Below are 26,505 nucleotides of genomic sequence, written 5' to 3' on the forward strand. Positions count from 1 at the left end.
GCTGGCTCCTGGAGGGGCCGAGCGGGCGTTCGCCTGACCAACCTTCCCCGGAGCCAGCACAGGGCCTTGGACGCGGACCGCGTCCGGGCCCTTCGTCATTCAGACGGGCCGACTCCGGACACAGAGCAGGCCGCACGGCTCCGTCTGAGTCACCTTCAGATCAGGAGCCCTCGCATGACCGCCACGACCGCGACCGCCGCCTCGCCGGACGAACGTCACCACGAGACGACCACGTCACCCGCCGGTGCAGGTGACACCATGGAACGCGTGACCTCCCACCCCGAGTACGAGCTGCAGGCGCCCACGAGCGACCTGCGCATCCGCGCCCTCGACCCTCTGCCCGCCCCCGTCGACATGCTCGCGGAGCTGCCGCTCGGCACGGCGCGCGGTGACCTGGTCACCCAGTCGCGCCGCGAGATCCGTGACGTCCTGGCGGGCGACGACGACCGTCTGCTCGTCATCGTGGGGCCGTGCTCGGTCCACGACCCCGAGGCCGCGCTCGACTACGCGCACCGCCTTGCGGCCGTCGCGAAGGACCTGTCCGAGGATCTCGCGATCGTCATGCGCGTGTACTTCGAGAAGCCGCGCACGACGGTCGGCTGGAAGGGGCTCATCAACGACCCCGGCCTCGACGGGTCGCACGACGTCAACCGTGGCCTGCACCTGGCGCGCGAGGTCCTGCTCGGCGTCCTCGACGCCGGTGTCCCTGCGGCGACCGAGTTCCTCGAGCCCACGAGCCCGCAGTACATCGCGGACGCGGTGTCGTGGGGTGCGATCGGCGCGCGCAACGTCGAGAGCCAGGTGCACCGCCAGCTCGCGTCGGGTCTGTCGATGCCGGTCGGCTTCAAGAACGCGACCGACGGCGACATCCAGATCGCGGTCGACGGCTGCATCACCGCCGCGAGCGAGCACACGTTCTTCGGCACGGACGGTGCGGGCCGCGCGGCCGCGGTCGAGACCGCGGGCAACCCGGACTGCCACATCATCCTGCGCGGAGGCCGCAGCGGCCCCAACTACAGCCCCGACGACGTCGCGTCCGCCCTGCGCGTGGCCGCGGCCTCGGGCCTGGGCGGGGCCGTCGAGCACGGCCTGGTCATCGACGCGAGCCACGGCAACTCGGGCAAGGACCACGTGCGCCAGGCGGAGGTCGTGCGCGAGGTCGCGGCCAGGATCGCCGAGGGCGAGGCGGGCATCACGGGTCTCATGATGGAGAGCTTCATCGTGGCGGGGGCGCAGGCGCCGGCTCCGAGCGGGCTCGTGTACGGGCAGTCCGTGACGGACAAGTGCATCGACTGGGAGACGACGGCCGAGCTCCTCGGCGAGCTCGCCGAATCGGTGCGGGCGCGCCGGGCGCTCTGAGCCCCCTCGCTCCAGGACGGCGGCCGCTCTCCCACGGGGAGGGCGGCCGCCGTCGTCCTGGGACGGGGGTCAGGGGGTCGTGCTGCTCGGGGTGGTCCAGGAGCCGACCTCCACGGTCGCCCCGCCGAGGATGTCGACGCCGCCCTCCCCGCCCATGTGGGAGGTCACGGGCAGACGGACGGCGTCGGCGCCGACCACGGTCTTGACGAGGAAGCTCGTGGTCACGTCCGGGTCGTTGGCCGTGGACATGGCACCCCACCGGACCAGGGACTCGACGGTCTGGCCGGGGAGGACGACCAGCCGGACGGAGCTGCCGCCGTCCATGTACGGCTCGAGCGTGACCTCGGGTTCCGTGCCCGAGGCGCGGAGGAAGCTCAGGTCGGGACGACCGTCCACGGCGCACGGTGCGCCCGAGCCGTTCGTCGCGCGGAGGATCGCGAAGCGTGACCCGGCGGCGGCGTCGAACCCGACGAGCTCCGGGGTGAGGTCGGGGCCGGTGCAGGCAGGGATCCCGTCGGCTGCGGCGGCCGCGGCGTCCACCGCGTCCTGCTCGGCGAGCGCCGGGTCGGGTCCGGCCGGTTCGAGGTCGCTCACCCAGCCCGTCTGGGACGTCCCCTCGCCGTCGACCACGAACTGGATCGGGCGTCCGAGCAGCTCGGCCTGGCCCGAGGCGCGCAGCCAGGTGGCTGTGGGTGCCGGGTCGCCGTCGACGCGGACCGTCAGGAGGGGGGCGTCGCCCTCGCCGGGAGTGCCCTCCTCGATCGAGGGTCCTGCGTCGTACGAGACCTCGGTGACCTCGTCGCGCGCGGAGGCCTCGGCGAGGAGCGCTACGGCGGGCAGGGGCGGGGGCGTGAGGTAGTGGCCGCCGAAGTACCGGGTGCGGGAGTCGTCGGTCGAGAGGGAGACGATCCCGTGCCCGAGGTCCTGGGCGGCCTGGGCGATCGTCGGGAGGTTCTCCGGGGCGCGGACGGTCACGGCCGCGGTCGTCGCGTCGAACAGGACCGAGGTGGCCCCGGCGTCGAGCAGCCCGACGCCGGCGGCGACCGAGTACGTCCCGGTGCCGTCCATCCCGACGCGCAGCGTCGAGCCGGTCCCGGGGATCTCGTCGACGACCCAGGTCTCGTGGAAGCCCCGGATCCCCGCCTCGAGGAGAGCGGCGCGCGCCCTGTCCGCGGTGTCCTGCGAGGCGTCGGGGCCGGTGAAGCTCTCGAGGTCGATGGTCATGACGAGCCGCAGGACCGGGACGTCGAAGCCGGGCTCGTCCGTCTCGGTCTTCTCGACCTCGACCGACTCGACGCCGTCGAGCGCCCCGACCTTCCTCTCGAGTGCGGCGACGGCCTCCTTGTCGGAGAGGGGGGCGGGGGTGGTGGCGGCGTTGCCCGGGCGGTTCAGGGCCCAGAGCGCCAGGGCGACCAGGACGACGAAGAGTCCGGGCACCACCAGGTAGACGGGCTGGGTCCGGGGGCTCTGCGGCGTCTCGGTCACCCCGCGAGGGTAGCGGCTCCCGAGCGGTGCCCGCCGCGACCCATCCACCGGCCCGTCGGCGACGAACCACAGATGCCTCGGTCGTCGCGGGAGGCCACGTGCCGCGGGTGGTCCGCCGGTGCGCCGCGTCGGCGGGCCTGGGGCAGACTGGGCGGGTGCCACCTGTGAGGACGAGCGAGCCCGACGCTCTCGATGCCGCGCTCGCCGCGTGCGCCGGGGGCGACCCGGACGCGTTCGCGCCGGTGTACGACGCGTTGGCCCCGGCCGTGTTCGGCACCGCGCTGGGCGTGCTGCGCGACAACGACCATGCGGCCGAGGTGACCCAGGAGGTGATGATCGAGGTGTGGCAGACGGCGGTGCGCTTCGACGCCTCACGGGGCTCGGCACGCACGTGGGTGGTCACGATGGCCCGACGGCGCGCGGTGGACCGGGTGCGGTCCGAGCAGTCCCGCCGGGTCCGGGACCAGAAGGACGTCGACGGACGTCTCGCGGGGGGCGGGCACGACGTCGTGGCGGAGGAGGTCGAGCACCTCCTCGAGTCCGCCGCGGTGAGGCAGTGCCTGGGGAGCCTGACGCAGACCCAGCGCGACGCCGTCGTGCGTGCGTACTTCGGTGGGCTGACGTACCGGGAGGTGGCCGTGGAGCTCGGTGCAGCCGTGCCGACCGTGAAGTCGAGGATCCGCGACGGGCTCCTGCGCCTGCGTGACTGCCTGGGGGTGAACCGTGGCTGACGACACCGGTCGCCCGCCCGGCGGCGCCCAGGGCTCGGGCGGGTCGGACGCCCAGGACCGCCCGGGCGGTCCGGACGAGTCTCGTGACCTGCTCGCGGCCTACGCGCTCGACGCGGTCGACGACCTGGACCGCCGCCTGGTCGAGCGGTTGCTGGCCGCCGACCCCGAGGCTCGTCGTGAGCTCGACGAGCACCGCGCGGTGGTCGCGGCGTTCACGGTGGACTCGGCGCCGCCCGTGGCGCTGCGCGAGCGCGTGCTCGGGAGCATCGCCTCCGTGCCGCAGGTCGCCGAGACCCCCCGGAGCGCGGACGCGGCCGGCACGTCCGGCGGCGCACGCCCGGGCACGGCGCGGCGCCCGCGGAGGCGGTGGGCCGCCGTCGCGGTGGCCGCTGCGGCGGTCGTGGCGGTCGCGGTCCCGACGACGCTCGCGATCCAGGCCCGGCAGGAACAGGTCCGGCTCCAGACGCAGGCCGACGCGCTGGCCTCGATGCTGGCCGACCCGACGGCCGAGATCGTCCGCGGGGAGATGGTGGGGGGCGGGGACGCGAGCGCGCTCGTCTCGGGGGACCGTGTCCTCTTCTCCGTCACGGACCTGCCGCAGGCGGGCTCGGCGGAGGACTATCAGCTCTGGCTCGTCGAGGGTGAGGAGATGGTCTCTGCCGGGGTCTTCGACGCACGTGACGGGTCGGCGGCACTCCTCGTCGAGGCGGCGGGGAGCGCGGGGGTAGCGGTGACCCTCGAGCCTGCAGGCGGTTCTCCGCAGCCGACGAGCGACCCGCTCGTCGTGCTCGAGACCTGATACTCGACACCGGATAGAGATTCCTCGGAAAACGGGTGCTAAATACCCGTGCTCGGGTAGTTCCTTGGTCCGATTCCGGATATATGCCAGGGTTTGTAAAATTCTGGGTATTGGTGATGCAATACGACACGTTCCCACCTGTGTCGTCGTGCGAAGGCGCTCCGACATCACCCCGGAAGGAATCCACCACCCGTGAAGAAGCTCCTGGCGAGCGGCGCTGCCGCGCTGCTCGCACTCGGCGGACTGGTCGCCACCGCGGCCCCTGCCTCCGCGCACACCCCCCGCGTCACCGCGGACTGCTCCGGCCTCGAGGTCGACCTGAAGGCCTACTCCGACAACGCCAACTCCGTCGTCGTGAAGGTCGACGGAGAAACCGTCAAGAAGGACACGTTCAAGCGGTCGTACTCCACGTCCTACACCTTCACCGACACGACCGTCGGCCACTCGTGGGAGGTCGTCGTCAAGGCCTCGGACGGCAAGCGGTACGACTTCAGCGACGACGGCACGACCGAGGCGTGCACCGGCACCTCGACGCCGAAGCCCGGCAAGGAGGTCGGCCTCTACGTCTACAAGAAGAACGACCCCGCGAAGCCCGCTTCCTGGGCGAACTCGGGGCCGCAGACGCTCGTCGACCACAAGCCGGGGACCGAGTGGTACACGACGTTCCCGACCGTCCTGCCGACAGAGGTCTGCGGCGAGGGCTGGGCCGTCCAGCAGGACAGGGTCAGGCAGGACGGCACGTTCGTCTGGCCCGGGACCATCACCCCGCCGACGTCGGCCCTGGGCGGCGTCCTCGTCGACTCGAAGCACCATGACCTCGGTGACCTGATCGAGGTGCCGGCGTGCGACCAGCAGACGGCCCCGCCGCGTCCGTCGAAGCCTGCCCCCGAGACGCCGGCGGAGCCCGTGACCCCGGTCGTGCCGACCGTCGGTGACGTGTGCACCGCCGAGGGCCAGGACGTCGACCTGCCGACGGACACCGACGAGGTCACCTACGAGCGATCGGGCGACACCGTGGTGGCCCGCCCGGCCGCCGGACGCACGCTGGCCGCCGTCGAGGGCTACGTCCTCGCCGAGGACGGCTCGTCCGCGACGTTCACGATCGACCGGACCGCGGCCGACTGCGCCCTGGTCCCGGGTGAGATCGGCGCGGTCTGCGAGGCCGACACCCCGTACCTCGGCTACGAGGTCTTCCTGCCCGAGGGCTACGTCGCGGACAGCGACCGCCCGTTGAGCATCACGTTCCTCAACCCCGGTGAGGGCGAGGACTACACGGTCGAGGGGCTGCCGCTCGACGGCACGCTCCTGTGGCCCGGCGCGTCGGCGAGCGAGCCGCTCTCGTGGCCCGGCTGGGAACGTCAGGCCGACGGCACCTACACCGAGACCGACGGCAACTACGCGTGGACCCGGTCGGGCGTCGAGGTCCTGTTCGAGGTCAACCCGGGCTGGTCGACGACCGTCAGCTACCCCGAGGCCACGGAGGCCTGCGCGAACCCGCGCGTCCTGGCCGCGACCGGTCCGCTGGAGGGTCCTGCGACCCCGGTGAGCGCAGAGAAGCCGTCCGGCCCGTCGCTCGCGGCGACCGGAGCGACCGTCGGCGGGGCCGCCTTCCTGGCGCTGCTGCTCGTCGGTGGCGGCGCGGGCATCATCTGGGCGCGGCGTCGGGCAAACGCCTGAGCCGCTGAGGTGAACCGGGCCCACCGATGACGGGTGGGCACGAAGAGGAGCCGGCCGCTCCGGGCATCCCGTCCGGTGCGGCCGGCTCCTCGCTCGTCGTCCCCGTGGGCGGCTCGCGGACCGCTGAGGGCCGACCGCCGCGGCACGGGGACAACCGCGGCGGCCGGCGTCGGGGGTCACATGGTCGGCATGAGGACCGTGTCGACGAGGTAGACCGTGGCGTTCTGCGTCATGACGCCGCCGCAGATCACCTTGGCGTCGTTGACCATGAGGTCGTCGCCCGAGCCCGTGACGGTCACGGTCCCGCCCTCGACGGTCTCGTGCTCACCGACGACCTGGTCCGGGGTGAGCTGGCCGGGCACCACGTGGTACGTGAGGATCTTGGTCAGCGTGTCGGAGTCGGTCTTGAGGCTCTCGATGGTCGCCGGGTCGATCTTGGCGAACGCGTCGTCGACCGGCGCGAACACCGTGAACTCGCCGCCGTTGAGCGTGTCGACCAGGTTCACGTCGGGGTTGAGCTGCCCGCTCACCGCGGCGGTGAGGGTCGTGAGCAGCGGGTTGTTGGAGGCGGCGACGGCGACCGGGTCGGTCGACATGCCGGTCACGGAGCCTGCGCCGTCGGGGACCTGCTCGGCGTAGGCCGCACAGCCGGGGCCGACGAGGTTCGCCGCGGGGTCGACCTCGGGGGTCATGGCCTCCTGCGACATGTCGTCGGACGGCGTCGTCATCTCCGACGCGCTCGACGAGTCGCTCCCGGAGCCGGAGTCCGAGTCGGAGCTGCAGGCGGTCAGGCCCAGGATCGCCAGGGCGGCGACGCCGGCCACGGCGTACGAACGGGTTCGAACGTTCATCGGTCTCTCCTCGTTGTCGTCGCCCCGTCAGGTGCGGGGCGTCTCGCAGGAGGTTCGGAGCCGGGGGCGGGGTGGATGGGTCGGACTTCCGGCGAGCCGCGCGACCCATCCGTGCGGAGGGCCGCGCCGAACCCCGGCCATGGAAACCCTCGTGCTCATCGGCCTGATCGGTGGCCTCATCACCGGCATCTCGCCGTGCATCCTCCCGATGCTCCCCGTGATCTTCTTCGCGGGCGGCGTGCAGGGCGCCCGCGGTACCGCGGCCGCTGCGCCCTCGCTCGTCCCCGTGCCCGACGGCGCAGCGGCCACCGCGGCCCCGTCGCCCTCGGTGGGGGCCGGGTCGGGCGCCTCGACCGCCTCGCTGTTCGCCGGCGTCCCCGGCGCGGTCCAGGTCGGTGCACGCGGCCAGGTCGTCACGGCGGTCCGGCCGGACGTTGGCACGGCGCCGGGGGGCACGTCCGACCCGACCACGGCGGTCAAGGCGCCGTCCGCGGGCGGTGAGCGGCGCCGTCGGGCGGGGAAGGGCGGTGACGGCGCCGGCAGCACCCGGGGCGCGCGCCGCTCGTGGCGGCCCTACCTCGTGATCGCCGGGCTCGTCGTGAGCTTCAGCGTGTTCACGCTGCTCGGATCGCTGCTCCTCGGGGCGCTCGGGCTCCCGCAGGACCTGCTGCGCTGGGTGGGGCTGACGCTGCTCGCGGTGATCGGCGTGGGCATGATCGTGCCCCGGTTCGAGGAGGTGCTCGAGCGGCCGTTCCAGAGGATCGCTGCGCTGGGTTCACGGCGCGGTGCGCGCAGCCAGGACCGCGGGGCGTTCGTCCTGGGCCTCGGCCTCGGGGTCCTGTACGTCCCGTGCGCGGGGCCGGTCCTCGCGGCGATCACGGTCGCGGGCGCGACGGGGAACATCGGGCCGGAGACGGTCGCGCTCACGGTGTCGTTCGCGGTCGGCGCCGCGGTCCCGCTGCTGGTCTTCGCGCTCGCGGGACGTCGGGTGGCAGAGCGCGTCAAGGCCTTCCAGCGCCACACGCGCGGGATCCGCGTGGCCGGGGGCGTGGTCATGATCGCGCTCGCCGTCGGGCTCGCGTTCAACCTGCCCGCGTACCTCCAGCGCGCGCTGCCCGACTACACGGGCAGCCTCCAGGAGCGTGTCGACGCGTCCGGGACGGTGCGCGAGGCGCTCGACCTCGGCGGGATCGTCACGGACGAGAACCGTGGGCTGTCGAACTGCTCGAACGGTGCGCCCGAGCTCGAGGACTGCGGGCCCGCCCCCGCGCTGCGCGGCATCGACACGTGGTTCAACACCCCTGGCGACCAGCCGCTCGCGCTCGACGGCCTGCGGGGCAAGGTCGTCCTCGTCGACTTCTGGGCGTACTCCTGCATCAACTGCCAGCGCGCGATCCCGCACGTCAACGCCTGGTACGAGCAGTACAAGGACGTGGGGGAGGGCTTCGAGGTCATCGGCGTGCACACGCCCGAGTTCGCGTTCGAGCGCGAGACGCGCAACGTCGTCGCGGGCGCCGAGGACCTCGGCGTCACGTACCCGGTCGCGCAGGACAACTCCTACGCGACGTGGACCGCGTACCGGAACCGGTACTGGCCCGCGCAGTACCTGGTCGACGCCGACGGGACCGTGCGGCACATCCGGTTCGGCGAGGGCGGGTACGAGGACACCGAGGGGCTGATCCGCGAGCTCCTCGCGGACGCGAACCCGGGCGTGAGCCTGCCGGGCGCGACCTCCGTCGAGGACGGCACCCCCGAGGGGTCGACGACCCCCGAGACCTATCTCTCGGTGGGCAAGGTGGGCAACTACGCGGGCGAGCCGCGCTACGCCGCGGGCGAGCAGGGCTTCACGCTCGCCGACGAGCAGGCTCCCGACACGTTCTCGCTGGGCGGGACGTGGGACGTCGACTTCCAGGGCGCCACCGCGGTGTCCGACGGCGCCCGCGTACGACTGGCGTACCGCGGCACCGACGTGTTCAGCGTCCTGGGCGGCGAGGGGACCGTCACCGCGACGGTCCGGGACGCGGCGGGGAAGGTCGTCGAACGTCGCGAGATCGACGTCTCGGGGAACCCGACGCTCTACCCCGTGCTGGAGGGGGACGCGCCGAGCGAGGGGACCGTCGAGCTCGACGTGCCTGCGGGGATGCAGGTCTTCACCTTCACGTTCGGGTAGCGGGCGGAGCGGGGCGCGGACTGAGACCGCGCGTTCCACCTGACGACCCTCGCCGCGACCTTAGATGGAAGGGGTGGATCATGAGAGGGTGCTGAGCCTCTCCGAGAACCTGACCGAGCAGTCCCGTGCAGCTCGCACCAAGGTCGACGGCGCCCGACACCCGTGGCGCTACCTCGTGGCCGCGATGCTCGCGGGCGCCTACATCGGCGTCGGGGTGGTCCTCATGGTCGCCACCGCCGGCCCGTTCCTCGCGGCAGGGGCCCCGGCCGAGAGGCTCGTCGCCGGCGGCGTGTTCTCGGTCGCGCTGACCCTCGTCGTCTTCGCGGGGGCCGAGCTCAGCACCTCGGCCATGATGATCCTGACGCAGGGAGCGGTGACCCGGACGATCCCGGTGCGCTCCGCCGTCGGGACGCTGCTGTTCTGCTTCGGCGGGAACCTGCTCGGGTCCATGCTCTTCGGCTGGATGGTCGTCCAGTCCGGCATCCTGCACACCAACGCCGCCGCGGGCGAGATGATCGCGTCGATGCTCGCGGGCAAGGGGCACGAGACCGGCACACAGCTCTTCTTCCGCGGCGTCCTGTGCAACATCCTGGTCTGCGCCGCGATCTGGGCGTGCGGGCGGCTCCGCTCCGAGGCGGGCAAGGCGATCGTCATCTTCTGGGCGATCTTCGCGTTCATCTCCTCGGGGTTCGAGCACGTCGTCGCGAACATGACGACGTTCAGCATCGGGCTCTTCAGCCCCGAGGCGCTCACGACGTGGGGCGAGTTCGGGCGCAACATGCTGTTCGTCGGGCTGGGCAACGTGGTGGGCGGGGCCGTCGTGGTCGGGCTCGGCTACGCAGCCGTGTCGGGGCGGCGCCGGGCCGTCGCGAGCGACCCCGACGACGTCGAGGAGCTGGTGAGCGGGCCCCTCGTCGAGCTCGAGACCGAGGCTGTCCGGGCCGGGAACGTCGAGCGATAGTCTCGTCAGATGGACTGCCCATCGGGTGGTTTTCGGCGGAATTCCGGGGTTTGTGCGCCAGGAAAGTCCGGAAAAGATGCACACATGGGGCGGATCCGGTAACGGAATCTCCGCGAGGTGTCGGAATTCACTGCCGTCCATGGCATGATCCCCGATCATGGGCATCAGGACGGTGGTGGATCTCACGCAGGTCGAGGAACCTGCCTGGCCCACGCTCGCGCGGATGTTCCAGCGACCGGGCGTCGAGGTGCTCGCGCCCCCCGAGTGGGCGCCCGAGGTCCTGTACCGGCTCCAGATCACGACCCGCTCGACCCTGGGAGCGCTTGCGCTCCACACCGGGGGAGTGCTGGTCGACCACGGCTGGCTGCGACTCCTCGGCGGCGGCGCCTACGGCCTGCCCGACCTCGCCACGATCAACGGGCTCGGCGACCCTGCCGAGGGCAGTGTCGCGCCGCAGCGACTCGTGGTCGCGTTCGACGTGCTCGGCGGCACGTTCGCCGTCAACGGCGGCGGGCTGCCCGGGCCGCTGGGCGACGTGCACTACTTCGCGCCCGACACTCTCGAGTGGCACTGCCTGGGGTTCGGGCAGGGGGCGTTCACCGAGTGGGCGGTCAGCGGCGGCCTCGGCGAGTACGTCGCGGACCTGCGGTGGCCGGGCTGGGAGCGTGACGTCGAGGCGCTGCCTCCGGACATGGGGTTGAGCGTCTACCCGCCGCTGTGGTCAGGGCAGGGCGCGGGGTCGTGGGTCGAGCGACGGGCCGTGCTGCTCGAGGGCCTCGCGGTCTGGCACCACGAGCTCGCCGAGCGCATGCGGCCGCTCGACGACGACGCCCCGCTGGGCAACCCCTCGGCCGACGGCTGCTAGCCACTCCGGGGGCGGTTGAGGGGCCCCGTCGGCAAGGGCACCGGTGAGGACGTCCTCCTGCCAGTACTCCCAGTCCGCGTCCGGCGACGGGTCGAACGTCCCGAGGGCCGCGTCGTCCGATGTGCAGGGGATTCCTGCGCAGCCCGCAGCAGAGTTGTATACAAGTACGCAGGCGGTGTGGCACGATGGCCGCATGGTCAGCGCCCCGACGACGTCGTCCCCACCTCGTGACGAGCCCCTTGCCGTCGTCCGCCGCCAGTCCGGGGCCCGTGCGGTCTACGACCTCCTGCGTCAGCGCATCATCGACGGCACGCTCGCGGCCGACGCCCGACTCACCGAACCCGTCCTCTCGGCCCAGCTCGGCGTGAGCCGCACCCCCGTCCGAGAAGCCCTGAGGCTCCTCCAGGCCGAGGCCCTCGTGGTCGAGCAGCCGACCGGGGGAGTGCGCGTCGCGCCCCTCGCGGTCACCGACCTGCACCGCGTGTACGACGTCCGGGCCCGCCTGGAAGGCCTGCTCGCCCGGGACGCGTGCGAACGTGCGCGGCCTGCCGACGTCGCCCGTCTCTCCCGGCTCGTCGACCTCATGGACGCCGTGCGCGACCACGAGGACGAGGTCCTGCGCATCGGCGCCCAGTTCCACGGCGAGATCGCGACCCTCGCCGACAACCGGTGGTGCTCCGAGCTGCTGCGTCAGATCCGCGGTCACGTCGACCGCTATCGTTCGCTGTCCGCGCGGGAGCGAGTCGGGACCACCGACCACGTCGACGAGCACCGTGAGGTCGCGTCCGCCATCGCGAGCGGCGACCCGGACGCGGCCGAGCGTGCCATGCGCGAGCACATCGAACGCAGCGGCGCCATGGCGGCCAAGGCCCTCGGCGAGCAGGAGAGCCCGCCGCCCGGCTGACGACGCGCACCTCACCCGGCCCCCACCGACCGCAACCGGCCCCCACTGCCCACGCGACGCCGTCGGGCAGGGAGCACGCCCTACGTCCCCCGACGCACCGCAACAGACCACCGGAGGCACCGATGCCCACGACCCACCACCTGCGGACCCACCGCTCCGCGGAGAACCTCGCCCGCACCGACCAGCTCGCCTGGAAGCTCGCCGAGCTCGCGACCGACCAGGTCGAGGTGCCCGACGAGGTCGTCGACATGATCGTCAACCGCGTGATCGACAACGCGGCCGTCGCGGCGGCGAGCCTCACCCGAGCCCCGGCCGTCGCGGCCCGCGGGCAGGCCCTCGCGCACCCGTACGAGCCGGGCGCGACGGTCTTCGGGACGCCGCTCGCGACCCGCACGAGCCCCGAGTGGGCCGCCTGGGCCAACGGCGTCGCGGTCCGCGAGCTCGACTACCACGACACCTTCCTCGCGGCCGAGTACTCGCACCCGGGGGACAACATCCCACCGATCCTCGCGGTCGCCCAGCACGCGGGCTGCGACGGGGCGGCGCTCGTGCGCGGCATCGCGACGGGCTACGAGATCCAGGTGGACCTGGTGCGGGCCATCAGTCTGCACGCGCACAAGATCGACCACGTCGCACACCTGGGCCCGTCGGCAGCGGCAGGGATCGGGACCCTGCTCGGGCTCGACACGACCACGATCTTCCAGGCGATCGGCCAGGCCCTGCACACCACGACCGCGACGCGGCAGTCCCGCAAGGGGCAGATCTCCACGTGGAAGGCGTACGCGCCCGCCCTCGCGGGCAAGGTCGCGGTCGAGTCCGTGGACCGGGCGATGCGCGGGCAGACGTCGCCCGAGCCGATCTACGAGGGCGAGGACGGCGTGATCGCGTGGCTGCTCGACGGCCCCGAGGGACGCTACGACGTCGTGCTGCCGTCGCCCGGTGAGCCCAAGACCGCGATCCTCGACACCTACACCAAGGAGCACTCGGCGGAGTACCAGTCGCAGGCGCTCATCGACCTGGCGCGCGCCCTGCACGCCGAGCACCCGTGGCTCGCGGACCCTGACAACATCGCGAACATCGTGATCCACACGAGCCACCACACCCACTACGTGATCGGCTCGGGCGCGAACGACCCGCAGAAGTACGATCCGGCCGCGTCGCGCGAGACGCTCGACCACTCCATCCCGTACATCTTCGCGGTCGCGCTCCAGGACGGCGGGTGGCACCACGTCGACTCCTACACGCCCGAGCGCGCGGGCCGCGCCGACACGGTCGCGCTGTGGGGCAAGGTCACCACGGCCGAGGACCCCGGGTGGACGCGTCGCTACCACTCGGTCGACCCGGCCGAGAAGGCGTTCGGCGGTCGCGTCGAGATCGAGCTGGCCGACGGCGGACGGATCGTCCGCGAGATCGCCGTCGCCGACGCGCACCCGCTCGGCGCGCGCCCCTTCGCCCGGGCGCAGTACGTCGCCAAGTTCAGGCTGCTCGCCGAGGGCGTGCTCGAGCCCGCCGAGATCGAGCGCTTCCTCGACCTCGCGCAGCGGCTCCCGTCGCTCACGCCCGCCGAGGTGCGCGAGCTCTCGATCGTCGCGCGGCCCGGGCTGCTGGACGCGGTCCCGGTGCCCACGGGCATCTTCGAGCTGGGCCGCCCCGACACCACGGACGCCGGGGGTCCCGGCGAGACCGGTCCCGGCGAGGGCGCCGCGGGCTGGACCATGCACGAGGCGGCCGACGACCCCACCGGCTCGACCACCGCAGGAGGCAACTGATGCTGTACTCGCACGTGACGCCGTCGGACAAGCGGGCGGCGCTGCGCGCCCGGCTCGCGGCCGGCGAGCTGCTCCAGCTTCCCGGTGCGTTCAACCCGCTCTCGGCGCGCCTCATCGAGGACAAGGGCTTCGACGGCGTGTACATCTCGGGGGCCGTGATCTCGGCGGACCTGGGGCTCCCGGACATCGGCCTCACGACCCTCACCGAGGTCGCGACCCGTTCCGGGCAGATCGCGCGCATGACGAACCTGCCCGCGCTCGTCGACGCCGACACCGGCTTCGGGGAACCCATGAACGTCGCGCGCACCGTCCAGTCCCTCGAGGACACCGGCGTCGCGGGCTGCCACATCGAGGACCAGGTCAACCCCAAGCGCTGCGGCCACCTCGACGGCAAGGCGACCGTCGACCTCGAGACAGCGACCAAGCGCATCCGTGCCGCGGTCGACGCCCGGCGCGACCCGAACTTCCTCGTCATGGCGCGCACCGACGTGCGCGCGAGCCTGGACGGTGCCGCGGGGCTGGCGACCGCGATCGACCGCGCCAAGGCGCTCGTCGACGCGGGCGCCGACGCGATCTTCCCCGAGGCCATGCGCGACCTCGCCGAGTTCGAGGCCGTGGCCGCCGCCGTAGACGTGCCCGTGCTCGCCAACATGACCGAGTTCGGCAAGTCCGAGCTGTTCACCCGTGACCAGCTCGCGGCGGCAGGCGTGCAGATCGTCATCTACCCCGTGACCCTCCTGCGTAGCGCGATGGGGGCTGCGGAGCGCACGCTGGACATGATCCGGGAGACCGGCACGCAGGACGGGGTGGTCGGTGAGATGCAGACGCGCGCGCGGCTGTACGAGCTGGTGGACTACGCCGGCTACAACCACTTCGACACCGAGATCTTCACCTACCGGCCGTAGGGCGCCCAGGACTGCCGCAGCACGACCCCGCATCACGAAGGAGTGAGCACATGACCACCAGCACCCCCAGCGTCGGGACGCCCGCGACCACCCCTGGAGCCGTGGCCCCGGCCGCGCCCCCCGAGATCCGCAAGGGCCTCGCGGGCGTCGTCGTCGACACGACGTCGGTCTCCAAGGTCAACCCCGACACGAACTCGCTGCTCTACCGGGGGTACCCCGTGCAGGAGCTCGCCGCGCGCAAGAGCTTCGAGGAGGTCGCCTACCTCCTGTGGCACGGCGAGCTGCCCACGCCCGAGCAGCTCGCCGAGCAGACCGCCGTCGAGCGCGCGCACCGTGCGCTGCCGGGCGCCGTGCGCAACGCGATCCTCGAGCTCCCCACGACCTGCCACCCCATGGACGTGTGCCGCACCGCGGTGTCGGTCATCGGCGCGCACGACCCGACCGCCGAGGACTCGTCCCCCGAGGCCGAGCACGCCAAGGCGCTGCGCCTGTGGGCGATGCTGCCCGCCGTCGTCGCCCTCGACCAGCGCCGACGCCGTGGTCAGCAGATCGTCGACCCCGACGAGGACCTGGGCTACGCCGAGAACTTCCTCCACATGACCTTCGGCGAGGTGCCCGACGAGTGCGTCGTGCGGGCCTTCGAGGTGTCGATGATCCTGTACGCCGAGCACTCGTTCAACGCCTCGACGTTCACGGCCCGCGTCATCACCTCGACGCTGTCCGACCTGCACTCGGCCGTCACGGGCGCGATCGGCGCCCTCAAGGGGGCCCTGCACGGCGGCGCGAACGAGGCCGTCATGGCGACCTTCGCCGAGATCGGGACGGCCGACCGGGCCGCCGCCTGGCTCGACGAGGCGCTGGTCGACAAGCGCAAGATCATGGGCTTCGGCCACCGCGTCTACAAGCACGGCGACTCACGCGTCCCGACCATGAAGAAGACGCTCGACGACCTCGTCGCACACCTCGGGACCGACGAGGCGACCGCGCTCGACGCGCTCTACGACGCGCTCGAGGCCGCCATGACCGAGCGCAAGGGCATCCTGCCGAACCTCGACTACCCGACCGGCCCCGCCTACCACCTCATGGGTTTCGACACCCCCACGTTCACGCCCCTGTTCGTCGCGGCGCGCGTCGTGGGCTGGACCGCGCACGTCGTCGAGCAGCGGTCCGCGAACGCCCTCATCCGGCCGCTCAGCCAGTACGTCGGGCAGGCGCAGCGCGAGGTGCCGTAGGGGCGGTGCGGGACCGGCCCTTGCCGGTCCCGGGGCCATGCCGGACCGGTCAGGCGCGGAACGCCTCCAGCGCGTCCCGGTCGACCGGCCCGGTGGCCCGGACGAGCTCCTCCACGTGTTCCATCTGCTCCCAGACGTTGACCGTCATGCCGGCCTGGACCCGGTCGCCCGACACCCAGAACGCGACGAGCTCGTGGTCCTCGAGGGACCCGCTGACGACCACCTCGGTCCCGGCCGGGTCCTCGACGAACCCCAGGTACTCCATGCCCACGTCGTACTGGTCGGAGAAGAAGTAGGGCAGCTTGTCGTAGGGCTCACGCGAGCCCAGCATGGCGCGCGCCGCGTGCGGCCCGGTCTCCAGGGCCACGGCCCAGTGCTCGACCCGCAGAGGGCGGCCGTAGCGCGGCGAGGGGACGCTCGCGATGTCTCCCGCCGCCCACACGTCCGGGGCAGACGTCCGCAGGGTCGCGTCGACGGCCAGCCCACCACCCAGGCTCGCGTCGCGCAGGTCGATCCCCGCGGCCTCCGCGAAGCCGACGTTGGGCGTCACGCCCACACCGACCACGACGACGTCGGCGGCCACGTGCGTCCCGTCCGCGACGTCGAGCCCTGTGACCCGCCCCTCGCTGCCCGTGATCCCCACGACCTGGGCGTTACGGTGCAGGTGCACGTCGTGGTCCGCGTGGACCTTGCCGTACATCTCGCCCAGCAGCGGGCCCAGCACGCGCCCGAGGGGGTGCACGCCGCGCCCGACGACGGTCACGTCCAGGCCGAGGCTGCGCGCCGAGGCCGCGACCTCCATCCCGATCCACCCGTCACCCACGACGGCGAGCCGACCCGCGCCCTCGCGGGCCGAGGCCTCGAGCGTCGCGGCGAGCAGGTCGGCGTGCTCGATCGTGCGCAGGTAGTGCACGCCCTGGAGGTCGGCACCGGGCACCGCGAACGAGCGCGGCGTCGAGCCGGTCGCGAGGAGCAGGCGCGCGTAGGGCAGGGACGTCCCGTCGATCAGCGTGAGGGAGTGCGCGTCGACGTCGATCCCGGCGGCCCGCGTCGCGGTCCGCAGGTCGACGTGGTGATCGGCGTACCACTCCTCGGACAGGGGGAACAGGACGTCGCGCTCGGCCTCGCCGCGCAGATAGTCCTTCGAGAGCGGCGGACGTTCGTAAGGCCGGTGCGGCTCGCTCGAGACGACCACGAGGTCGCCGTCGTACCCCTCGGTCCGCAGGGACTCGGCGGCCTTCGCGGCCGCCAGGCCGCCTCCGACGATGACGATCGGCTCCTCAGCCATGACGACGACCTCCGACGCTGGGGGTGCAGGACCCTCATCGTGACACCGGAAGGGGGGACCCGCATAGGGCGGTCGCGGGCGAGGGAACGACGTCGTCACCCTCGACGTGCGGTGCGGTCGCCCTCGACGGGCGGGGACGTCACCGTCGGCGGGTGGGAACGTCACCCTCGGCGGGCCGAGCGGGAACGACGAAGGCCCGGAGTCCAGTGGACTCCGGGCCTTCGTGCTGGTCGGGGTGACAGGATTTGAACCTGCGACCTCGTCGTCCCGAACGACGCGCGCTACCAAGCTGCGCCACACCCCGATTGCTCCTGTTGCGACCGGCCTGCGGAGGGTCCTCGAAAGGTCCCGCCAAACCTGCGCGCTGGAGCCTGCCTAGGATAGCCGACGTTTGCCCCTGCGACGAAACCGGCCCCTCGGCGCGTGCTCACGGTGCCGTGAGGGTCACGAGCGTGGCCTCCGGGCGGCACGCGAACCGGAAGGGCGCGTAGGGCGAGGTGCCCGCCCCGGCCGACACGTTGAGCCAGGTCGAGTCCTCGCCGCCCGGGGCGTCGGGCCGGGCTCCGGGCCACCCGTGCAGGCCCTTGGCCCGCCCGCGGTCCAGGTCGCAGTTGGTCACGAGCGCCCCGTAGAACGGGACGCAGAGCTGCCCGCCGTGGGTGTGGCCGGCGAGGATCACGTCAGCGCCGTCGTCGTGCATCTGGTCGAGGACGCGCACGTAGGGCGCGTGCACCACGCCCATCCGCAGGCCCGACGACGCAGCGTCCGTCCCGTGGTCGCCCGCCGCCCGTTCGCGTGCGGCAGGGAAGACGTCCCTGTCCAGGTGCGGGTCGTCGACGCCCACGAGGTCGATGTGCACGCCGCCGACGTCGATCGCGTCGCGGCGGTTGGTGAGGTCGATCCACCCCGCGGCACTGAACGCGGCGGCCAGCTTGTCCGCGGGGAGCCGCGGCGGGTCGATCTTGTGGAAGATCCGCGCGTCGGGCAGCAGGTACCGGGCAGGGTTCTTCGGCGAGGGCGCGAAGTAGTCGTTCGACCCCATGACGAATGCTCCGGGAGCGCTGCTCAGGAGCGGCTCGAGGGCGTCGAGGAGCGGCTCCAGCGAGTCGACGTGCGCCAGGTTGTCGCCCGTGTCGACCACGAAGTCGGGGCGGAGGGCCGCGAGGGACCGGATCCACTCGATCTTGCGTTCCTGCGTGGGCGTGAGGTGAAGGTCCGAGAAGTGCAGGACCCGCACGTCGGACGCCCCCCGAGGGAGCACCGGTACCGTGACCTCACGCAGCGTGAAGAGCTTGGTCTCCAGGTGGGCGTAGGCGAGCGCCCCCGCTCCGGCGGCGGCGAGTGCGCCGACGCCGACGAGCGCGGGGTGCACGCGGGCCCCGGTCAGTCCTGCTCCCCGCCCGGCGTGCCGGTCTCGCCGCCGCCGTTCCCGTTCCCGCCGCCATTACCGCCGCCGTTGCCGTTCCCGCCGTTGCCGTTCCCGTTGCCGCCACCGTTCCCGTTGCCGCCGTTGCCGGTCCCACCATCGCTCGGCGGGGTCGTGGGGGTCGTGGGGGGCGTCGTGGTCGGCGGAGCCTGGACCTGGCCGACCATCTTCGGGTCCGGCGCCGGGAACGGCTGGGCGGGGGTGCCCGCGAGGACGGTGTTCATGTAGTCACGCCAGGTCGGCGCCGCGAGGTCCGAGCCGAACCACCACTGCTTGCCGACGCCGTTGATGACGAAGCGACCGCGCCCGTTGCTCCGCATCTCGACGTTCTTCTCGGCGTTGCCGATCCACACGGCCGTGGAGACCTGCGGGGTGTAGCCGACGAACCAGGTGTGGGTGTTGAGGTTCGCGGTACCGGTCTTTCCTGCGCTCGGGCGCCCGTCGAGCTGCGACTTCTTGCCGGAGCCCTGGGTCATGACGTTCTCGAGCGCGTAGGTCACGGTGTTGGCCACCGCAGGGTCGAGCGCGGCCGTGCAGTTCGCCGACGGGACCTCGAGGTCCTTGCCCTCCGCGTCGACGATGCGGGTGATCGCGATGGGGTCGCAGTAGGTGCCGCCGCTGGCGAACGTGGCGTAGGCCGCGGCCATCTGCAGGGGAGAGGACTCCTGGGTGCCGATGACCATCGACGGCATCATCTTGACGCCAGCCTCCTTGTCGGCCGTGACGGCCGGCTTGAACCCGATGGCCTCGGCGGTCGACTTGACGTCGCACAGACGCAGCTGGGACTCCATGGACGCGTACGCGGTGTTGATCGAGTTGTACGTGGCGCGCAGGACGGAGATGTTGCCCTGGTCGTTGTTGCCGTCGGAGTTGCTGGGGCTCCAGGGCTTTGCCTCGTTGCGCACCCGCGCGCCGCACCAGTCGAAGTCGGTGTTGTTCCATGCGCGCTTGTTCGCGCTCACCGACTCGTTGAGCGTGTGGCCGGACCTGAGCCACTCGGCCAGGAGGAAGGGCTTCCACGTCGATCCAGGGGAGAAGCCTCGGGAGGAGCCGTGAGCCTGGTCCGCGCTGTAGTTCTGCGCCGTGGTACCCGGCTCGGGTTCGAGGGCCGCGTCGTACGGTCGGTTCTGGGCCATCGCCAGGATCTTCCCGGTGCCGGGCTCGATGGAGACGATCGCGTCCTCGATGCCGCTCGGGTCGTTCGTCGGCACCGCTGCCAGCGCGTTCTCCTCGGCCGCGGCCTGCATCGCGGGGTCGAGCGTCGTCGTGATGTCGAGGCCTCCGCGGTAGAGCAGGGCCTTGCGGTCCTTCTCGGTCTCGCCGAAGCTCGGGTTGGAGATGATGACCTTCGTGACGTAGTCGCAGAAGAACGCCGCGCCGTTGGCGGCCTCGCAGCCGACCTCCACGGGCACGATGTTGAGGGTCGCGGGCAGCGGGGTCGCGACGGCCTCGTCGTGCTCCTGCTGGGTGATGTAGCCCTGTTCGAGCATTCGACGGAGCACCAGGTTACGTCGCTCCTCGGACTTCGCCGGGTTGCTCACAGGGTCGTACTTGCCGGGAGCGTTGGTCACGCCGGCGATGGTCGCGGCCTCGACGATCGAGAGATCGGACGCGCTCTTGCCGAAGTAGTGCCGCGCCGCGGTCTCGACGCCGTAGACCCGGACGCCGAACTGCGCGATGTTGAGGTAGCCCTGGAGGATCTCGTCCTTCGTCATGCGCTTCTCGAGCGAGATCGCGAGCTTGGCCTCGCGGGCCTTGCGCTCGATGCTGCTCTCCTTGACCGCCTCCATGGCGATGGGGTCCTCGGCGCGGACGGCCTGCTCGATCAGGACGTTCTTGACGTACTGCTGGGTCAGGCTCGACCCACCCTGCTGCGACTTGCCCATCGCGTTGTTCACGGCGGCACGCACGGTGCCCTCGGGGTCGATCCCGCCGTGCTCGTAGAAGCGCTTGTCCTCGGTCGCGACGACCGCGTTCTTCATGTGCTCGGAGACCTGGTCCAGGGGGACCACGATGCGGTTCTCCTGGTAGAAGGTCGCGAGCAGCGTGGTGCCGTCCTTGGCGTAGACGCGCGAGAGCTCGGCGAGGGGGCCCGGCTCGAGCTCGTCGGGCAGCTCCTCGAAGATCTGGACGCTGCTGTCGGTGACCTGGCTGGCGCCCGCCGCGAGGGGGATGAGCAGGCCCGCGCCGAGCACGCCTCCGACCCCGGAGACCAGGACGAACGCCAGCAGCAGGGCGATGAGCTGATAGGCGTTGACTTGTCGACGGGGACGCGCAGGGGAAGCCATAGGCGCAAGCCTACGGGAGGGCCCAGACGGTCCCCGGGGGATTCCGCCCTCGTCCGGTGTGCGGGTTGTGTGAGCATCCGTGGGCCGGTTCGGGGAGCGGGTGTGACCTGTGCGCAGGCTGGATGGCGACTACGCTCGGGCGCATGGCAACCACCTGGGAGTACGCGACCATCCCCCTCATCATCCACAACACCAAGGCAGTCCTCGACCAGTGGGGCTCGGACGGCTGGGAGCTCGTCCAGGTCGTCACGGGACCGGACGGGAACGGCCTCGTGGCCTACCTCAAGCGCCCGACCGGCGAGAAGTAGTGGTCGGCGTCGTCGACGCCCGGCTCGCCGAGCTGGGCATCACCCTGCCCGACGTCGCCGCGCCCGTCGCGGCGTACGTGCCCGCGGTGCGCACCGGCCGGTACGTGTACACCTCGGGCCAGCTCCCGTTCGTGGCGGGCGCCCTGCCGGCGACCGGCAAGGTGGGTGACGGCGAGGGGCTCGTCGCGCCGACCGACGCGGCGGGCTACGCCCGCACGAGCGCGCTCAACGCGCTCGCGGCGGTCAAGGCGCTCGTGGGGGATCTCGACCAGGTCTCGCGGATCGTCAAGGTCGTCGGGTTCGTGGCGAGCGACCCGTCGTTCACGGGTCAGCCGGCCGTGATCAACGGCGCCAGCACGGTGCTCGGGGAGATCTTCGGCGAGGCCGGAATCCATGCGCGCAGCGCGGTGGGCGTGGCGGTGCTCCCGCTCGACTCCCCGGTGGAGGTGGAGCTCGTCGTCGAGCTCGCGGACCCTGCGGACGCCTGAGCGACGCTTCCGAGACGGCGAGAGGCCCGGGGGGCGCCCCGCAGGGGGCGCGCCCCGCCGCGCGCGCGGGGGGGCGCGGGGCCGGGGGGCGCCCCCCCCCCCCCCCCCCCCCCCCCCCCCCCCCCCCGGCCTCTCGCTGGTCTGGTGCGTCCGCGGTCAGCGCGCGCGGCGCTCGAGCCGGTCGACGTCGAGCAGGACGACCGCCCGGCCCTCGCGGCGGACCCACCCGCGCGTGGCGAAGTCGGCGAGGGCCTTGTTGACCGTCTCGCGCGACGCGCCGACGAGCTGGGCGAGCTCCTCCTGCGTGAGGTCGTGCGCGACGCGCACGCCCTCGTCGGTCTCCTCGCCGAAGCGGGTCGACAGGTCGAGGAGCGCCTTGGCGACACGGCCGGGCACGTCCGAGAACACCAGGTCGGCGAGCGTCTCGTTGGTGCGGCGCAGCCGGCGGGCCAGCGCGTTGAGCAGGTGCTTCGCGACGCTCGGGTGCTTCTCGATCCACTCGATGAGCTGCTCGTGGCGGAGCTCGTAGAGCAGAGCGTCGGACACCGAGCTGGCCGTGGCGGTGCGTGGCCCCGGGTCGAAGAGCGAGAGCTCACCGAACATCTCGCCCGGTCCGAGGATGGACAGGAGGTTCTCCCGACCGTCGTTCGAGCGGCGGCCGAGCTTGATCTTGCCCTGTGCGATCACGTACAGCCGGTCGCCGGGCTCACCCTCGCGGAAGAGCACGTCTCCACGGGTGAGCTCGATCTGCTGCATCGAGTCGAACAGCGTCCGGGTCTCTTCGCGGTCCATGGTGGCGAAGAGGGGGGCCGAGAGCACTACGTCGTCGTCCACGCGATGTCCTTCGAGTGTTGAGCGGACTTTCCCGGTATGAGCCCGTCTGCATCGGCGGAGTTCGAGCGAACCGGTACTCGTGATTCCTCCCACAAGTCTGCCTCATGCGCGCAACTCGGATCGCCACCGACCTGGTGAGACCTGCGCGGAAGGCGTGGGGGAGGTGTGGGTGGGGCCGAGTAGGCTGCCGGACGTGACCACTTCGGGCGGTACCTCGAGTCCTGCACCAGCCCCGCACGTCGAGTCACGGCTCGCCCTGGTGCGGCGAGCACGGCGCACCAACCGCGAGCTGGCGCTGACGTACCCGGACGCGCACTGCGAGCTGGACTTCACCACGCCTCTCGAGCTGCTGATCGCCACCGTCCTGTCGGCGCAGACCACGGACAAGCGCGTCAACCTCACCACCCCGGAGCTCTTCGCCCGCTATCCGGACGCCGCGGCCTACGCCGCCGCGGACCGGGAGGACCTCGAGGACATCCTGCGGCCCACGGGCTTCTTCCGGGCCAAGGCGCAGTCGGTCATCGGGATCGGGCAGGCGCTCGTCGAGCGCTACGACGGTCAGGTCCCCCGCAGGCTCGACGACCTGGTGACGCTGCCCGGCGTCGGGCGCAAGACCGCCAACGTCGTCCTGGGCAACGCGTTCGGCGTCCCGGGCCTGACGGTCGACACCCACTTCGGGCGCCTCGTGCGCAGGCTGGGGTGGACCACGGAGGAGGACCCCGTCAAGGTCGAGACGGAGGTCGGCGAGCTCATCGAGAAGCGCGAGTGGACCATGCTCTCGCACCGGCTGATCTTCCACGGCCGCAGGGTCTGCTTCGCGCGCAAGCCCGCGTGCGGGGCGTGCACCATCGCGCAGCTGTGCCCGTCGTTCGGGGTCGGCGAGACCGACCCGGCGGTCGCGGCGGGCATGGTCAAGACGGACTGAGGTGCGCGGCGGCGCAGGGCCTGCAGCCTGCAGGGCCCGCGCCACGCACCCTGCTCAGCCCTGCGTGGTGGGCAGCCAGTCCAGCAGGAGGCGGGTGACGTCGTCGGGCGCCTCCTCCGGGAGGAAGTGCCCCACCCCGTCGAGGACCTCGAAGCGCAACGAGCGCGAGACGGCGGCTGCGTCCGCGTCGGTGAGCTCGCGGCGCAGGAAGCCGTCGGCCCCGCCGTGGACCTGGAGCGTCGGGATGGCGATCGGGCGGCGCAGCGCGCTGCGGAAGCGGCGCCCGTCGGGCCGTGGTGCGGAGCGCACCGACCAGCGGATGGCCTCCATCGCGGAGTGCGCCGCGAACGGGATGCGCATGACGGTGCGGTACGTGTCCACCGCCTCGGTGGCGAACGGGGTCGCGGACCCGTCCGCGAGCACCCGGCCGACCAGGTCGTCCTGCGTGAGGGCCCGCTCGGGGAACGTCGGGAGCTGGGCGAACGCGAGGTGCCGCTGCGCGAGCGGCGTCAGGAGCCTGCGGCCCGAGGTGTGGACGTGCGAGGGGTGCGGCGCGGCGAACGCCGCGACGCCGGCGGTCACCGCGGGCTGGAGCGCGGCCATGGCCCAGGCGAGCCCGCCGCCGGTCCCGTGCCCGACGACGACGGCGCGGTCGGCGCCCAGCGAACGGACCACGCCCGCGACGTCGCGCGTACGGGTCGGGGCGTCGTAGCCGATCGGAGGCTTGTCCGACGCACCGGTGCCGCGCAGGTCCATCGCGGCGACGCGGTAGCCGGCCTCGGCGAGCGCCTCGAGCTGGTGCCTCCACGCCCACCAGAACTGCGGGTACGAGTGCAGCAGGAGCACGAGGGGAGCGCCCGAACCGCCTCCGCGGGACTCGGGGCCGGCCACCGCGAGGTGGAAGCGGGCGCCGTTGGCCGGCACGAACTCGTGCCGCCAGGGGCCGTCGACGAGGGCTGCGGAGAAGTCGCTCGAGTCGGTCGTCACCCGGACGAACCTACCTGCTCGCTCGAGGCCGTGGGTTCGGTCGCCTCGGTTCCCGGCGCGTCGCTCGTGCTCCCGTCGGCCGCCGCGGACGCGCGCCGGTCCTTGGGCGGGTCGAACCGGTAGCCGACGTTGCGCACCGTCCCGATGAGCTGCTCGTGCTCGGGGCCGAGCTTGGCGCGCAGGCGCCGCACGTGGACGTCGACCGTCCGGGTGCCCCCGTAGTAGTCGTAGCCCCAGACCTCCTGCAGGAGCTGGGCGCGCGTGAACACGCGGCCCGGGTGCTGCACCAGGTACTTCAGGAGCTCGAACTCCTTGTAGGTCAGGTCGAGCGGGCGTCCGCGCAGGCGGGCCGTGTACCCGCCCGCGTCGATCGCGAGCTCGCCCGCGGAGATCTCCTGCGGGGCGTCGTCGGCGCGGCCGTGCGACGAGCGCTCGATCACGAGCCTCAGCCGGGCCTCGACCTCCGCGGGGCCCGCATGCTCCAGGAGCAGGTCGTCGGCCCCCCACTCGGCGGTGACCACGGTCAGGCCGCCCTCGGTCAGGACGAGCACGAGGGGCACCGTCAGACCGGTCGCGTGGAGCAGGCGGCAGGTGGTGCGGGCGGCCGCGAGGTCGCGGCGCGCGTCGAGCAGCACGACGTCCGAGTCCGGAGCGTCGACGAGTGCCGACGGCTCCATGGGCAGCACCCGCAAGCGGTGCGACAGCAGTCCCAGCGCAGGCAGGATGTCGACGGACCCACCTGTCGCCGGTGTCAGGATCAACAGCTCTGCCACCGACGCACCTCCTCCCAGTGACCCCCGAGGAGGCCGGAATCATTACCGTAGCGCGTGGAACAGGGGTCGACGGGGTGACCAAGGCCTTTGCGCTGTTACAACCTTGTTTCGTGTTCTCGTGCGGCGTCATCTGGGAGACTCATGTTCGTGCTCAGCCTCTTCGGACCCGGTGCCGACCCCGCCCTCTCACCGCTCATGCTGTCGGGGGAGTGTGCCTAGTGGGTCTCTCCTCGCGCGCCGTCGCCACGTCCGTGGTGGCTGCGGCGGTCGCTGCCGCCGCGTTCTTCGGACTCCTGCCCCTGACGATCGCGGCCGCCGTGCTCGTCGTGCTGGTCGCGGTCGGGTGGCCCGCGCTGCTGGGGCAGCCCGCCCCGGGCGGTTCCGGCCTGGTGATCGGCCTGACCGGGGTCGGTGCGGTCGCCGTCGTGGCTGCGACCGACGGCGAGCCCGCGCTGCGCAACCTGCCGCTCGTCCTCGCGATGGGCATCGTGCTGGCGTTCGTCGCCGAGATGCTGCGCCGGGACGGCCGCCCGCGACTCGTCGAGTCGCTCCTGGGCACGGTGAGCGGACTGGTCGTCGCGGTCTCGGCCGCAGGGTGGATCGCGACCGACCGCACCGACGCCGGGGCGGAGCTCGTCGTGACGTGCGCGGCGACGCTCGCCGTCGCGTCCGCGATCTCCGCGCTGCCCCTCGCCGGGTGGTGGAGCTCGGTCGTGACGGTCGTCGCCGCCGCGGCGGCCGGGGCCGCCCTCGGGTACGTGCTGCCCGAGGTCGCGATCAGCAACGGGCTGTGGACGGGCGTCGTCTCGGGGATGCTGGTCGCGGGGCTGCGCGCCCTGTTCGACCAGCTGCCGGCCCTCGAGCGCAGGCAGGCGGCCGTTGCTGCGATAGTGCTGCCCGTGACGGTCGGGGGGATCCTGGTCTTCGTGGTCGGTCGCGTGCTCGTGGGCTGACCGGCCCGCCGCACGGCGGGCCGCCGTGCCGCTGTCCGAGAGAGAGGTCGACGCCATGGTCTGGCGCATCGTGGTCCTGGTCGTGGTGCTCGCCGCGAGCGTGCTGCTCGGGCTCTGGTGGCAGCGCCGACAGGGGGTGGTCCGCGCAGCCCGGCCCGCGGCCGAGGACGGCGCGGTCGACTGGGCGGCCCTCGGCATCGTGCTCGGGGAGCACCGGACGTTCGTGCAGTTCTCGAGCGAGTTCTGCTCGCCCTGCCGGCACACGGCCCGCGTGCTCGACGAGGTCGTCGCGGCGCGCACCGATGTGACACATCGCGAGATGGACGTCGACGAGCACCACGATCTCGTGCGAACCTTCGGCATACTGCGCACTCCGACGGTGCTCGTCCTCGACCCGTCCGGTCGAGAGGTCGCTCGGATGAGCGGCAGCGTGAACCGGACCCAGGCGGTCGAGGCGCTCGACGTGCCCGCGGGGTCCGTCGCCTGACACCGCTCGCCCACCGGGGCGGGCCGACCGAGGAGCCGCC

Annotated in this window: 23 protein-coding genes, 1 tRNA gene and 1 pseudogene; 16 read left to right on the forward strand and 9 right to left on the reverse strand. The window is 72.5% G+C overall.

All coding sequences use genetic code 11. The annotated features are described in order from the left end of the window. Nucleotides 1–258: 258 nt before the first annotated feature. Nucleotides 259–1,359, forward strand: a complete 1,101-nt coding sequence (locus WFH32_RS17950) for a 3-deoxy-7-phosphoheptulonate synthase (RefSeq protein ID WP_336708712.1) — start codon at nt 259–261, stop codon at nt 1,357–1,359. Nucleotides 1,360–1,428: 69 nt separating this feature from the next. Here the strand turns inward: WFH32_RS17950 and WFH32_RS17955 are convergent, their stop codons facing one another. After that, nucleotides 1,429–2,844 carry a DUF4232 domain-containing protein gene (locus WFH32_RS17955; protein ID WP_336708668.1) on the reverse strand — a complete coding sequence of 472 codons (1,416 nt, stop codon included), beginning with the start codon at nt 2,842–2,844 and terminating at the stop codon, nt 1,429–1,431. Nucleotides 2,845–2,999: 155 nt separating this feature from the next. Between WFH32_RS17955 and sigK the strand changes: the two genes are divergently transcribed. The 3 genes from sigK (at nt 3,000) to WFH32_RS17970 (ending at nt 6,051) form a co-directional block, all read left to right on the forward strand. Further along, complete coding sequence (sigK, locus tag WFH32_RS17960; RefSeq protein WP_191796348.1) at nt 3,000–3,575, forward strand: ECF RNA polymerase sigma factor SigK; 576 nt, start codon at nt 3,000–3,002, stop codon at nt 3,573–3,575. Beyond that, on the forward strand, nt 3,568–4,374 hold the full coding sequence (locus WFH32_RS17965) for an anti-sigma factor domain-containing protein (RefSeq protein WP_191796349.1): 807 nt from the start codon (nt 3,568–3,570) through the stop codon (nt 4,372–4,374). Before sigK ends, WFH32_RS17965 begins: the two co-directional genes overlap by 8 nt. 192 nt (nt 4,375–4,566) lie before the next feature. Then, on the forward strand, nt 4,567–6,051 hold the full coding sequence (locus WFH32_RS17970; protein WP_336708670.1) for a hypothetical protein: 1,485 nt from the start codon (nt 4,567–4,569) through the stop codon (nt 6,049–6,051). A 176-nt stretch (nt 6,052–6,227) separates the two neighbouring features. Here the strand turns inward: WFH32_RS17970 and WFH32_RS17975 are convergent, their stop codons facing one another. Further along, on the reverse strand, nt 6,228–6,902 hold the full coding sequence (locus WFH32_RS17975) for a fasciclin domain-containing protein (RefSeq protein ID WP_191789635.1): 675 nt from the start codon (nt 6,900–6,902) through the stop codon (nt 6,228–6,230). Between the two features lie 139 nt (nt 6,903–7,041). Here WFH32_RS17975 and WFH32_RS17980 point away from each other — a divergent pair, with 139 nt between their 5' ends. From WFH32_RS17980 to WFH32_RS18010, 7 genes and pseudogenes are all read left to right on the forward strand, one after another. After that, on the forward strand, nt 7,042–9,072 hold the full coding sequence (locus tag WFH32_RS17980) for a cytochrome c biogenesis protein DipZ (RefSeq protein ID WP_336708674.1): 2,031 nt from the start codon (nt 7,042–7,044) through the stop codon (nt 9,070–9,072). 88 nt (nt 9,073–9,160) lie between these two features. Continuing rightward, a complete protein-coding gene (locus WFH32_RS17985) occupies nt 9,161–10,033 on the forward strand; it encodes a formate/nitrite transporter family protein (protein WP_336708676.1) in 873 nt (290 codons plus the stop codon). A gap of 157 nt (nt 10,034–10,190) precedes the next feature. Further along, nucleotides 10,191–10,898, forward strand: coding sequence for a DUF2625 family protein (locus tag WFH32_RS17990; RefSeq protein ID WP_138822702.1), 708 nt, complete (start codon nt 10,191–10,193; stop codon nt 10,896–10,898). Between the two features lie 193 nt (nt 10,899–11,091). Continuing rightward, nucleotides 11,092–11,802: a GntR family transcriptional regulator gene (locus WFH32_RS17995; protein WP_191796354.1), complete on the forward strand. Its 711-nt coding sequence runs from the start codon at nt 11,092–11,094 to the stop codon at nt 11,800–11,802. Nucleotides 11,803–11,924: 122 nt separating this feature from the next. Beyond that, a pseudogene (locus WFH32_RS18000) lies at nt 11,925–13,439 on the forward strand (MmgE/PrpD family protein); the annotation flags it as partial. Nucleotides 13,440–13,570: 131 nt separating this feature from the next. Beyond that, nucleotides 13,571–14,476 (forward strand): methylisocitrate lyase, encoded by a 906-nt coding sequence (prpB, locus tag WFH32_RS18005; protein WP_336708678.1) that lies wholly within the window; start codon nt 13,571–13,573, stop codon nt 14,474–14,476. Between the two features lie 50 nt (nt 14,477–14,526). Next, on the forward strand, nt 14,527–15,708 hold the full coding sequence (locus WFH32_RS18010; RefSeq protein WP_191796357.1) for a bifunctional 2-methylcitrate synthase/citrate synthase: 1,182 nt from the start codon (nt 14,527–14,529) through the stop codon (nt 15,706–15,708). 49 nt (nt 15,709–15,757) lie between these two features. Here the strand turns inward: WFH32_RS18010 and WFH32_RS18015 are convergent, their stop codons facing one another. The 4 genes from WFH32_RS18015 to WFH32_RS18030 all read right to left on the reverse strand — a co-directional run bounded on the left by WFH32_RS18015 (nt 15,758) and on the right by WFH32_RS18030 (nt 20,710). Beyond that, a complete protein-coding gene (locus tag WFH32_RS18015) occupies nt 15,758–16,996 on the reverse strand; it encodes an NAD(P)/FAD-dependent oxidoreductase (protein WP_191796358.1) in 1,239 nt (412 codons plus the stop codon). 227 nt (nt 16,997–17,223) lie between these two features. Beyond that, nucleotides 17,224–17,300: transfer RNA gene (locus WFH32_RS18020), tRNA-Pro, on the reverse strand. 123 nt (nt 17,301–17,423) lie between these two features. Continuing rightward, the gene (locus WFH32_RS18025) at nt 17,424–18,368 is read right to left on the reverse strand and encodes a metallophosphoesterase (RefSeq protein WP_336708679.1); all 945 of its coding nucleotides are present in this window, start codon (nt 18,366–18,368) and stop codon (nt 17,424–17,426) included. A gap of 11 nt (nt 18,369–18,379) precedes the next feature. Next, nucleotides 18,380–20,710 (reverse strand): transglycosylase domain-containing protein, encoded by a 2,331-nt coding sequence (locus WFH32_RS18030; protein WP_336708681.1) that lies wholly within the window; start codon nt 20,708–20,710, stop codon nt 18,380–18,382. A 143-nt stretch (nt 20,711–20,853) separates the two neighbouring features. On the opposite strand from WFH32_RS18030, the gene WFH32_RS18035 reads away from it, so the two are divergent. Together WFH32_RS18035 and WFH32_RS18040 are read left to right on the forward strand one after the other, a co-directional pair. Beyond that, nucleotides 20,854–21,018 (forward strand): hypothetical protein, encoded by a 165-nt coding sequence (locus WFH32_RS18035; RefSeq protein WP_021481786.1) that lies wholly within the window; start codon nt 20,854–20,856, stop codon nt 21,016–21,018. After that, entirely contained in the window at nt 21,018–21,506 is a 489-nt protein-coding gene (locus tag WFH32_RS18040; RefSeq protein ID WP_336708682.1) for a RidA family protein, read from the forward strand. The genes WFH32_RS18035 and WFH32_RS18040 overlap by 1 nt, the downstream gene beginning before the upstream one ends. A 156-nt stretch (nt 21,507–21,662) precedes the next feature. Here WFH32_RS18040 and WFH32_RS18045 read toward each other — a convergent pair whose 3' ends face one another. Next, a complete protein-coding gene (locus tag WFH32_RS18045) occupies nt 21,663–22,340 on the reverse strand; it encodes a Crp/Fnr family transcriptional regulator (RefSeq protein WP_030143997.1) in 678 nt (225 codons plus the stop codon). A 193-nt stretch (nt 22,341–22,533) separates the two neighbouring features. On the opposite strand from WFH32_RS18045, the gene nth reads away from it, so the two are divergent. Next, nucleotides 22,534–23,265, forward strand: coding sequence for an endonuclease III (gene nth / locus WFH32_RS18050; protein ID WP_191796362.1), 732 nt, complete (start codon nt 22,534–22,536; stop codon nt 23,263–23,265). Between the two features lie 54 nt (nt 23,266–23,319). On the opposite strand, the gene WFH32_RS18055 is transcribed toward nth, so the two are convergent. Beyond that, complete coding sequence (locus WFH32_RS18055; protein WP_318244129.1) at nt 23,320–24,252, reverse strand: alpha/beta fold hydrolase; 933 nt, start codon at nt 24,250–24,252, stop codon at nt 23,320–23,322. Beyond that, complete coding sequence (locus tag WFH32_RS18060) at nt 24,249–25,025, reverse strand: winged helix-turn-helix transcriptional regulator (protein WP_318244130.1); 777 nt, start codon at nt 25,023–25,025, stop codon at nt 24,249–24,251. Before WFH32_RS18060 ends, WFH32_RS18055 begins: the two co-directional genes overlap by 4 nt. Nucleotides 25,026–25,243: 218 nt before the next feature. Here WFH32_RS18060 and WFH32_RS18065 point away from each other — a divergent pair, with 218 nt between their 5' ends. Both WFH32_RS18065 and WFH32_RS18070 read left to right on the forward strand, forming a co-directional pair. After that, nucleotides 25,244–25,978: a hypothetical protein gene (locus WFH32_RS18065; RefSeq protein ID WP_336708687.1), complete on the forward strand. Its 735-nt coding sequence runs from the start codon at nt 25,244–25,246 to the stop codon at nt 25,976–25,978. 25 nt (nt 25,979–26,003) lie between these two features. Next, on the forward strand, nt 26,004–26,465 hold the full coding sequence (locus WFH32_RS18070) for a thioredoxin family protein (protein ID WP_318244131.1): 462 nt from the start codon (nt 26,004–26,006) through the stop codon (nt 26,463–26,465). Nucleotides 26,466–26,505 lie beyond the last annotated feature (40 nt).

Origin of the sequence: Oerskovia sp. USHLN155 (assembly GCF_037145535.1) — a bacterium.
Classification (GTDB): domain Bacteria; phylum Actinomycetota; class Actinomycetes; order Actinomycetales; family Cellulomonadaceae; genus Oerskovia; species Oerskovia rustica.

Coding starts and splice junctions, on each gene's coding strand:
- WFH32_RS17950 (WP_336708712.1), top strand. CDS start 259: ATGGAACGCGTGACCTCCCACCCCGAGTACGAGCTGCAGGCGCCCACG.
- WFH32_RS17975 (WP_191789635.1), bottom strand. CDS start 6,902: ATGAACGTTCGAACCCGTTCGTACGCCGTGGCCGGCGTCGCCGCCCTG.
- WFH32_RS17980 (WP_336708674.1), top strand. CDS start 7,042: ATGGAAACCCTCGTGCTCATCGGCCTGATCGGTGGCCTCATCACCGGC.
- WFH32_RS17990 (WP_138822702.1), top strand. CDS start 10,191: ATGGGCATCAGGACGGTGGTGGATCTCACGCAGGTCGAGGAACCTGCC.
- WFH32_RS17995 (WP_191796354.1), top strand. CDS start 11,092: ATGGTCAGCGCCCCGACGACGTCGTCCCCACCTCGTGACGAGCCCCTT.
- prpB (WP_336708678.1), top strand. CDS start 13,571: ATGCTGTACTCGCACGTGACGCCGTCGGACAAGCGGGCGGCGCTGCGC.
- WFH32_RS18010 (WP_191796357.1), top strand. CDS start 14,527: ATGACCACCAGCACCCCCAGCGTCGGGACGCCCGCGACCACCCCTGGA.
- WFH32_RS18015 (WP_191796358.1), bottom strand. CDS start 16,996: ATGGCTGAGGAGCCGATCGTCATCGTCGGAGGCGGCCTGGCGGCCGCG.
- WFH32_RS18030 (WP_336708681.1), bottom strand. CDS start 20,710: ATGGCTTCCCCTGCGCGTCCCCGTCGACAAGTCAACGCCTATCAGCTC.
- WFH32_RS18035 (WP_021481786.1), top strand. CDS start 20,854: ATGGCAACCACCTGGGAGTACGCGACCATCCCCCTCATCATCCACAAC.